Origin of the sequence: Microcoleus sp. bin48.metabat.b7b8b9.023, assembly GCF_013299185.1 — a bacterium.
Taxonomy (GTDB): domain Bacteria; phylum Cyanobacteriota; class Cyanobacteriia; order Cyanobacteriales; family Microcoleaceae; genus Microcoleus.
Map to the genome: position 1 here is coordinate 1 of NZ_JAAFKG010000107.1, position 8,892 is coordinate 8,892.

An 8,892-nucleotide genomic window follows, 5' to 3' on the forward strand; every position below is an offset into this window, starting at 1 on the left:
GATACGTAACCAGGCTTTGAATTGAACTACCAAACGGTGAACCTGGTTCCATGGACAGTGGTACAGGTGCAAGATATTCGGTTTGACAGCAGGCACACTGACCACCATAACGTTCAATTCGGGTGACGATGGGGCGAATTGGAGGTAGTTCGATTTTTTCGTAGACGGATTGCAATTTTTGGGTGGTGTCGGTGACTTTCTCTCCACACTGGGGGCAATTTTTAACTTGGGCGATGATTATTTGGTCAGGATGAGGATGTAGTTCTCTTCCCCCGCCTGCTCTTCCTACGCTTCTTTGTCTTTTGCTCCCCTCAATTTTCGACTTCTTAATGTTGGGCTTGAATCCCTTGGACGGCGGAGTGCTAGAATTCTTGCTAGTTTTTTTTGGAGATGGCTCTGGCTCTGGTTTTGGTTCGTAGGTGGCTAATATTGCGCTGAGTTTTTGGATTTTCTCCCATAGCTCTACTATCAAGGCTTCTTTTGCCTCGTTCGATAGTTGTTTTAGGTCGGGGAGTTTTTCCATTCCTTTATCTAATGTCTATCTTGTCTTCTTGTCAAGGGGGTTGAGCAATTACGAAATTTGGGAAGTATAGAGCAAATGGGTGAGCTACAGTTATTAAGCAAATCTCATTATAGAATGCTATTAGTAGTGACAGAAGTCTACCGCCAACAGTTGTCAATGTATGAAAATAAAGAACATAGTATTCCCGACAGAATAGTAAGTTTAAAACAACCACATATCCGCCCTATAATCAGAGGAAAAGCCGGGAAATCCGTTGAATTTGGGGCAAAACTGTCAGCCAGTTGTCTCCAGGGTTACGTATTTTTAGACCGAATTAGTTGGGATAACTTCAACGAATCAGGAGACCTTAAAAGACAAGTAGAAGCATTTAAAAAATTTACCGGATATTACCCTGAATCAATTCATGTAGACCAGATATATCGAACAGAAGAAAATAGCATTTTGTGCAAAGAACTCGGCATAAGAATGAGCGGTGTTCGCCTAAGAAAATCTCCCAAAAATCTGAGCAAATCACTAAAAAAACAAGCTCAATCAGATGAGAGAATTCGTAACTTAATTGAGGGGAAATTTGGAGAAGCCAAAAGAAGATTCAGCCTCGCTAGAGTGATGGCTAAACTTAATAATACTTCGGAAACAAGCATCGCAATAACTTTTCTGGTGATGAATCTTTCTGCCCTGCTAAGGCAGGCTTTTTGGCTTTTTTTCGGTCTATTTCACAACAAAAACCTTTTGTCATGTTTTTTGGCTTAAATCATTGGCAAAAGCTATGTTTCGCCATCGAAAAATTAATAAAAATTATATTACCGAGGCGAGTTCAAATCCACTCATCTTTCTAAATGCTGTTTTCTGACTTTTTCAGCAAGCCCTATTTAGCCTTTCATACCGTAAATCAGCAACGCCGAAATTTTAAAGCTAAACAAGAGGAACCGCTTCTATCGCCATGCAAAACAGCGCATCAAAACAATGCGTTTTTGCGATAAAAACCAGTCATCCTCGTGCAAATGAGAGTCCAGCTTAATGTTCAGTGGGTCGTATGCACTCACAGCGCTTATCACAGGGCTGCCTGTCTATCGGGCGATAACCCGCTCCTCCTAGCAACCTACTTTGGAAGATTCCCGGATTTATACAGCCAAACTGGTACAAATCGCGCCTACTCTTTCTCTGGCAAAGCATTTCATGGGCTGCCTACCGGATGCACCCTAATTGCTCAGGGCTGAAGTTCCACCGATTTTTATTCTAAGACTTACCCAACCGCAACTGGCAACCACTGCGTTAAATTTCGGCGTCGGACGTTCCCAATCACAAACCTCCACAACAAACTCAACTTGGGGGAACGCCCGCCACTCGAAATTTTTGCCAGTTGCTCAAACTCGGGTGTGGACAGCATTGTCTACAGTGTCTACAAAGTTGTTATTTGATGTCACTGTAGTTCCTGGGATATGGAAATTCCTTAAACTGAGGACTGAATTTAGGAGAAGGAAAATTTTCCTCAGTAAAAAAAGCTACGCCAGGAGGAAGCTGTCCATCATTTTGATCCATATAGGAAACTACTCGCAAAATCCTGTCTACATAATCAGCAGGTATGCGTACTGATTTTGTTTTACCAGACTTCTGCCATTTAAAAGGACGACCCGCGCCAACGCGCAAACCACCTCTTTTTTGTGTTCTACCCCACATTCCGCAGATGTGGGTCGGATTTTTTTATCAGTTGTGAAAACTTGTAAGCTAAATGCTTTTTGGCTGAACTTATGCGGTTTTAGCATTACAGAAGCTTGTCAAATTTACCTAAACTAAGTAGGTTCAAATAATTGACTTTTTCTAATATATTCATGCTGCTGTTTTATCGCGATTGATCATATTTTTAAGCAAAACAACTTCTGCCAAGAGCACATTGTCTTGACTAATCAATGAAAATTATTCACAAATATGTACACCTAGTTATCGATCGCTATTCACTTGACTATATTAAATAGTATTGACAGCAATACTTTCCTAAATGCAACAAAATATCTTGGCGTTCTTGGGTTAAATTGCTGACCTGCTTCGTTTCATTTATCGTCACTAAGTGTACCGCCTGAAACACCTGAAATATCCAGCGCATTGTCGGTTTATCGGTCAATTTCTTTGCCTGATTTTTCACTTGCTCATTGGTAGCTGATAATTGTTGTCTCAATTTCCTTTGCGCTAGGTTATACACCAACAAACACAGTCCCATTATCATTCCAATTGCTTCTACTCGCTCCGGCTTTTTTACGAATACGCTGGAAGTAAAAAATAACGGATCTTTGATAAATCTAAATCCTCTCTCATTACTTTGCTGCGCTTTGTATTCTGATAATACCTCTGAATTGCTGATTGCTTCAGTATCTAAGATATTTGTGGCCAATATAAATCTCCCAGCTTTGATTTTTTCCGCTTCGATTGCTGAATTTCGGGGTTCTATTTCACCCATTACTTGATAGGCTATTGCCTGTGTTTCGCTCGATTCTTTGAGCTTTTTTGTTGTTGTTTTAACTGGCTTTTTTTGGGATTTAATTTCTATGATTTGGTGATATTTCCATGAGTCTGATGACTTTTTTATTGCAGCTTCTGCATCGGCAATACAAGCAAAGTTCTGTATGGATAGCTTACGCAGTGAGGCTTTGGCTGATTCTAACTGTTTCTCTACTTGCTTGACTATTTTTTTAAGATCAGCTTGTTTTCTGGTTTCACTTTCTATTACTAGCCATCTTTGTTTGATGTTGGCATACTCACTGGTTCTGGTTGCTATTTTATAGCCTTTTATTTGAGAGTCCTCCCAGTCACTATCTTCTATGTTGCAGATTTTATCTTGAGCTTCTTTTATGCTTAATGCCACTCTGGTTATCCATTTCATTCCTGCCATTGCTGACAAATTTTCTGCTGTGTATAAGGCACTGTCTGCTACACAGATTCCGTCAAATGTCCACTGATTTTTAAATTCTTTCAATCTTGACACAAAGACACTTTTATCATCGGCGTTTCCGTCATCTATTTTGAGATACAATGGTACATCTCCATCCCCACTTACGATCGTATCAATGATAAATTGTTTGAGGTCTGGTCTTTTATCTCTTGAATAGCCGTGAACGATTTTTATGGTTTTCATGGAAGATTCTGTATCCTCAGATTCTGTCTCAACTTCCTGGCTCTTTTCCTGACTGTTTTTGTATGCTCCTTCTACTGATATTGAACTGCTGTCTAGGTGAACGCTTTTCATTTCTACTTGAAATTTCAGAGCCGCTTTCATGGCAATTGCTGTGAATAACTTTGTCGTTCCAGCTTGGTAATATTTGTCTAAAGCCCTCCCGATTCTGTCATCATTTAATTGTTCTGGTGTTACTCTTTTTCCGATTAGGTGTTAGTAGTGCTTTTCCCACAAAAAATGTGTCAAACAGGTAGATTGGGGCGCTCAAAAATCCCAATCCGTTCAAAATCATTGCTTTCATTACTTGTCCTGGGCTGAGGGTTTCTTTGATTCTTATTCCCACTTTTTTGTTGACGAATTCTACCAATTCCATTTCATCTATTATCCCTGCTACTATTCCTTGCAGGGTCTAAATTTACGATATTTATAGCTTCAGAGGGCTTTTTCATGGTTTTAAGGGTTGCTCTACTTGCACAAATCATTATACCTTGAAAAAACCTCAAATGATTGCATAGCAATCATTTGAGGTTTTAAAAATTCTTAATTCTTTTGAAATTAAACCAGATCAAATATCTGCGGAATGTGGGTTCTACCTTTTGCCATAATTTCGCTACACAATCAAAATTTTAGTCAATTAAATTGCACAATCAAAATTGTCTGTATCCACGCACCCACAACACTTCTAGCTTACTACTTTTTACTTTTTTCTTTTGGTTATACCGGGTATTACTCGTCCCGGTTATTTTTTGGGACTTATTTGATGCCTGCGGCGCCCAAAATTCTGAGTGTCGCGGCCGGGGGGGCGGGCCATAAGCCGGCTCCCCCCCCGGCCCACGTTTTTCATTCTACGACTCTCCTACTAAGCGTTTATACTCAACCTCAGCGTCCTTGTATTTTTGAGAGCCACCTTTGTTGACCCCCCAAATCTCAAGAATAATTTTAGCCTTGCTGTAACCTTTTGCCTTGAGTTGCAAGATGCGTTCCAAGCGTTCCGCATCGCCGTTCTCGGAACGTTCTGTGCCGAGTTCAGCTAGTGGATTGGAACGTTCCGCTTCGGGTTCGTTGTCATCGTCAGAAGTCAGTGCCAAAGCGCGTTCTAGATGTTCCACCGGGTTCAGGATAGATTCTGCTTCCTGCCTGCGTTGCTGCTCGGAAATGTACACGGAAGTGCTAACTTCATCCACCATGTCCGCATTGATTGCCGCTTTTTTCAGAGCCTCAAATTCTTCCTCTTCAGCAACCTTTAAAGCTAATTTCCGGGATTCAAAGCAGCAGGCAAATCCGGCTATCAATGCTGCTCCTGTGGTTAGATTGTGCAGCGGTACTTTACGGGATAGAAGGAATGGCGGCGCCAACCATAAAGCGACACCCGAGACCGTGAGGATAGTTGCTTTTAAGCCCGACATAGTATCACCCCCAAACCTATTAAGGACGCGATCGTACTCGCAATCAGCCGACCTCTGAGTTCGAGTAAGTCAATTTTGAGAACTCGGACGATAAAGTCGTCTAACAACCACGCAGACGCAGAAACAATCAGCTTGAGCGCGAAAAGTGCCTGTACCAAGAGCAACAGGTTGGGATGGAGCGACGCCAGCCAGCACAGGAAGCTGGAGGCAATCGCAGTTAGCAGAAAGTTGTTGCCAAGTGCGATCGCTCTCATTTACTTATTTCCTCCCAGCAGTTTTGTTTTGATTTCCTCAATCCTTGCCGTAGCGTTGGTTTCTGCCTTCTCCAGCCCAAAACCCAGTCGCGCGTAACCGGGGCGAAGTCCGTGCAGGTGTTTAGCTAGACCTGCGTCGGCGCGCTTTTTTTTTAGTTCGTTGGTGGCAACGCTTTTCTCGTATCCCCGGTGTAGTTTATGGACTTTGGCGTCGGCTTCCTCAATTTTGCCCATTGCCTTGTAAGCGCGTTTAGCGTGACCCGCGTCCTCAGTTTTTTCCTTGGCTAAGTCCTTGAGTGCGTCGGCTTCGTCTTTGGTGAAGTAGCGCGGGGTGTCGCAGATGGGGGTGGTGCGGATGCTGCTGAATTTGCCGGGGTTAAGCGGCGTGATAACACTGGCGTCGGTCGGCGCTGTCAGCTTCTCGCTTTTGGCGGTGATGGCGTCGCTGTTGCCGCCACCAAATAAAGTTGTCATTGCTCCCATGGTGTTGCTGCTCCGATTTGAATGTTGATGCGGACTGGAGGAAATAAGTTGAGGGGGTTGATTTGTCGCCACATGGACATTGCCAGCACGAACACCCCCGCCGATGCGAGTATGAGTGCGATGAGTTGCCCAAAGTCAACCCAGTCTAAAAAGTTGGTGGAATGCTGGCGGGTAAAGTTGCAGGCAGGGAAGTCTCCGTAATCAAAAAAGGAAACATCGTTAGTCCGGTCAACAGTGTCTACACTGTCTACATACGATGTGTAAAGCGGTTCAGGCGCTTTGCCTACAATGTCTAGTGTTGTGTCTACAGTGTCTACATTCACTGTGTCAGGCGATTCGCCGTCAACGAAATACAGTTCTAGTAGCGACTCCCACGTGGCAGTTTTGGAAAGTTTTCCGAACTGTTTGGCGTCTTCGTTGGTGAAACCGTTCTCAAAAGCGATCGCCTTTAGTTTGTCAATGCGGCGGTAGTGAGTAGGGGGTTCAGTCATGACTAACCCCCGTATTGCTAGCCGCCAAAATAAAACTCATTACCTGCCAAGTTTCTTCTAGTTCACCTAAAGTCTCTTCAAGCTGTGATGGAACCACGTCAAGCCAGTGATTGAGAAGTAAAAGTGACTTAGAAGCCTCAGGGGTATTGGTTTGGACAAGATAATTGTCCAGAGATGTCAGAAAAATGTCGCAGTTGCACGAGAACGACAAAATATCTACCGAATGTCCCAGCGACAAAAATATGCGCCTGAACGTTTCTCTGTCAATAACAATTTTGTCTTTTGACTCAAGCGTTAAGAATTGCGATCGCCCATTGGGACAATCGTCTAAAGATGTCATAATTTATCGGCTCCAAACGTTGTTTGATAACGGTTTGGGGAAGTCGTGACTTGGTTAGCGGTGGTACGCTAGTCAGTCGCGCATCAATCTTCCTTAGTTACATACGATCGCAGTTTCACAGGCATCTGTCAACACACGGACTGTAAAGTTTTGTAAATAATTATTCGGCGAGCAGTTCCATCACTTCGTCGTGTGTAATGCCATAGATAGAAGCCAGTAACCGAATACATTGTGCGTTACTTCCGATTTGCTTAAGTACCTCAATTGCACTACTTAAAGGAATAGCTTCCTTTGTAAACCGAGTCAGCAAATCAATTGTTGTCTTGGTATTAGCTCGTTTCTTATAAGTGCCTTCATTCATCTGCGTTGAATGTCCTAAATTTTTAGCTCTCGTCTCTTGAGACATCCCCGCCATTTGACCGTTTAAATTAGCCAAATGACGCAAGGCGTGAGACTGAGTAAAACCTTTATTCCATCTTTTCAAGGTAGCCCAAGCACGGCGACTATATATCCCAGCAATTGTTTTCTGACTATCCGACAACAAACAGATTTTAGGTAGTTTGCCCAACTTAATCCCTAAGCAATCTATTAAATCAGGGTGAGTCGGCGCCAACATCGGCACACACAATCTGTAGCCCGTCTTAGTTGTCGTATCTAGTAATGTTTTATCACCTACCACAGCAATCATTTTCATGTTGTCTGGTTCGGTCAGCGCCTGAATAATAATGCCATCCTCTGTCTTGAATGGTTTGTCAATATTTTGGATAGCAAAAACTTCATGTACCCGAAAACCATACACCACCTGCATTGAAAATACCCACAACCAACTGCGCCTCTGCTCTAAGTCATATCGTTTATTGTCACAAGGAACATTTAAAACGTCTTCACGGAATTTAAGAAATCCATCAATAGATACTGATTGCAAGTCTTTCCTAAACTCGGTCTGTGTCCCGTCAATCTCTTTGAGATAAGCGAGTATATCAGTATTCCCGATAATCTCAGCTAGCTTTTTCATGGCACACAAGCAGTTTTTAAAACATTTACTGCCCTTCCTTTTGCTATTGACTACCAACAGAATATCTGCTAAGTTGACAACCGCGTTTCTCGGCAATAGTTTGTAGTCATGACCGTAGACTGCATCCCAAGTATTCTGTTGGCTAATGCTACTTCTATCACGCTGTTGACGGCGTTTAGTACGTCCGTCCCAATAATCTTTCTCTACTTTTGCTATGGCATCACCAAACGTCATCAAGTCATTTTTGATAATGTTTTTGTCTAAAATCGCATCATCGTACCACGCCAAAAACTGAGACTCGCTAGAAAACGAGTCCAAAGCATTGGCAACTAAATGAGCTTTTCTCGTGGCGTCAGTAATCCCCTGCATCGTCAGATAGCACCCGCAAGTTTTGTTAACCCGCTTGTTACCCAACTTGAACTGAAGTGTTATGTAGCCCCCACTAGCTTTGCTGTCTCTTTTCAGCCCCACTCCTTTAGGACATTCCTTCTGAGCTTGCTTGAAATAGTCCAAAATCCGCTCGTAGCCAATAAGGTAGTCAGCAGTGGTGGTTGCCGTAACTGAATTGGATTTTTCGCTCATTTTTCGCTCTTGCGCCTAACGTTCTTGAGTTTGCTTGTTGCATAGACTATAAACCAAGTAGCTCAGTCTTCGCTCAAACGCAAGACAGGACTTTCAGAGCAGGCAGAAAAAAAGGTCAGGATGGCGGAAAATCGTAAATTAAGAGCCAAGAATTAATTCAAGTCCTTTTATCCGCATCGCTTTCTAAGACTTATGGCTATGCCATTGAGCAGTCTCGATCCTCGATTAACGGTTTCTACTGATTTTGCGCTCATCTTGTATTTCACGCTAGCTAGGGCTTGCTGAATAAGCCTAGAACCCTTACCTGAAAAGGCTTTGACTTGTGTTCGGTGCCCATCAAGTGTAAGACTATGAGGTAAAATTAGTCAAAAGCCATGCACAGCAGCACTTTCGTTCATGTACCGAAAAATTGACCCAACCCCAAAAGCACCCTCCAACTTTGACCTACCTTTCGAGGGACAATTATCAGAGAATAATCGTTGGGTAATCATGGCAAAAATAATTCGTATCCGCTCAATAATTCGGGGTAGCCGAGAAAAAAAGTAAGCAGAGTAAAAAAAGTGTTATAAAATAGGAGACATGACGCTTCATATTATTTCACGAGACAAGTCACCCTGCAATATACTACTGCA

The 8,892-nt window shown here is 42.8% G+C and carries 8 protein-coding genes and 2 pseudogenes; 1 reads left to right on the top strand and 9 read right to left on the bottom strand.

Going from position 1 to position 8,892, the window contains the following annotated elements; genetic code table 11:
* Window positions 1-523 (bottom strand): IS66 family transposase zinc-finger binding domain-containing protein (locus QZW82_RS31560; protein WP_293158158.1); only part of this gene is annotated, 523 nt, incomplete at its 3' end.
* A 30-nt stretch (window positions 524-553) separates the two neighbouring features.
* On the opposite strand from QZW82_RS31560, the pseudogene QZW82_RS31565 reads away from it, so the two are divergent.
* Window positions 554-1,273: pseudogene (locus QZW82_RS31565) on the top strand (transposase); the annotation flags it as partial.
* Between the two features lie 660 nt (window positions 1,274-1,933).
* Here the strand turns inward: QZW82_RS31565 and QZW82_RS31570 are convergent.
* The 8 genes and pseudogenes from QZW82_RS31570 to QZW82_RS31605 form a co-directional block, all read right to left on the bottom strand.
* Entirely contained in the window at window positions 1,934-2,200 is a 267-nt protein-coding gene (locus QZW82_RS31570) for a hypothetical protein (RefSeq protein WP_293158162.1), read from the bottom strand.
* A gap of 283 nt (window positions 2,201-2,483) precedes the next feature.
* Window positions 2,484-4,062: pseudogene (locus QZW82_RS31575) on the bottom strand (IS1634 family transposase).
* A 472-nt stretch (window positions 4,063-4,534) separates the two neighbouring features.
* The gene (locus QZW82_RS31580; protein ID WP_293158165.1) at window positions 4,535-5,095 is read right to left on the bottom strand and encodes a hypothetical protein; all 561 of its coding nucleotides are present in this window, start codon (window positions 5,093-5,095) and stop codon (window positions 4,535-4,537) included.
* Window positions 5,083-5,349 (bottom strand): hypothetical protein, encoded by a 267-nt coding sequence (locus QZW82_RS31585; RefSeq protein ID WP_293156053.1) that lies wholly within the window; start codon window positions 5,347-5,349, stop codon window positions 5,083-5,085. Before QZW82_RS31585 ends, QZW82_RS31580 begins: the two co-directional genes overlap by 13 nt.
* A complete protein-coding gene (locus tag QZW82_RS31590; protein WP_293158168.1) occupies window positions 5,350-5,832 on the bottom strand; it encodes a hypothetical protein in 483 nt (160 codons plus the stop codon).
* Window positions 5,820-6,323, bottom strand: a complete 504-nt coding sequence (locus QZW82_RS31595; RefSeq protein ID WP_293158171.1) for a hypothetical protein — start codon at window positions 6,321-6,323, stop codon at window positions 5,820-5,822. Before QZW82_RS31595 ends, QZW82_RS31590 begins: the two co-directional genes overlap by 13 nt.
* Entirely contained in the window at window positions 6,316-6,663 is a 348-nt protein-coding gene (locus tag QZW82_RS31600) for a hypothetical protein (RefSeq protein ID WP_293158174.1), read from the bottom strand. Before QZW82_RS31600 ends, QZW82_RS31595 begins: the two co-directional genes overlap by 8 nt.
* A 160-nt stretch (window positions 6,664-6,823) precedes the next feature.
* On the bottom strand, window positions 6,824-8,260 hold the full coding sequence (locus tag QZW82_RS31605) for a hypothetical protein (RefSeq protein WP_293158177.1): 1,437 nt from the start codon (window positions 8,258-8,260) through the stop codon (window positions 6,824-6,826).
* Window positions 8,261-8,892 lie beyond the last annotated feature (632 nt).

What these genes read in the sequence shown, in the direction of transcription:
- QZW82_RS31585 (WP_293156053.1), bottom strand. Translation starts at nt 5,349, where the DNA reads ATGAGAGCGATCGCACTTGGCAACAACTTTCTGCTAACTGCGATTGCC.
- QZW82_RS31595 (WP_293158171.1), bottom strand. Translation starts at nt 6,323, where the DNA reads ATGACTGAACCCCCTACTCACTACCGCCGCATTGACAAACTAAAGGCG.
- QZW82_RS31570 (WP_293158162.1), bottom strand. Translation starts at nt 2,200, where the DNA reads ATGTGGGGTAGAACACAAAAAAGAGGTGGTTTGCGCGTTGGCGCGGGT.
- QZW82_RS31600 (WP_293158174.1), bottom strand. Translation starts at nt 6,663, where the DNA reads ATGACATCTTTAGACGATTGTCCCAATGGGCGATCGCAATTCTTAACG.
- QZW82_RS31605 (WP_293158177.1), bottom strand. Translation starts at nt 8,260, where the DNA reads ATGAGCGAAAAATCCAATTCAGTTACGGCAACCACCACTGCTGACTAC.
- QZW82_RS31580 (WP_293158165.1), bottom strand. Translation starts at nt 5,095, where the DNA reads ATGTCGGGCTTAAAAGCAACTATCCTCACGGTCTCGGGTGTCGCTTTA.
- QZW82_RS31590 (WP_293158168.1), bottom strand. Translation starts at nt 5,832, where the DNA reads ATGGGAGCAATGACAACTTTATTTGGTGGCGGCAACAGCGACGCCATC.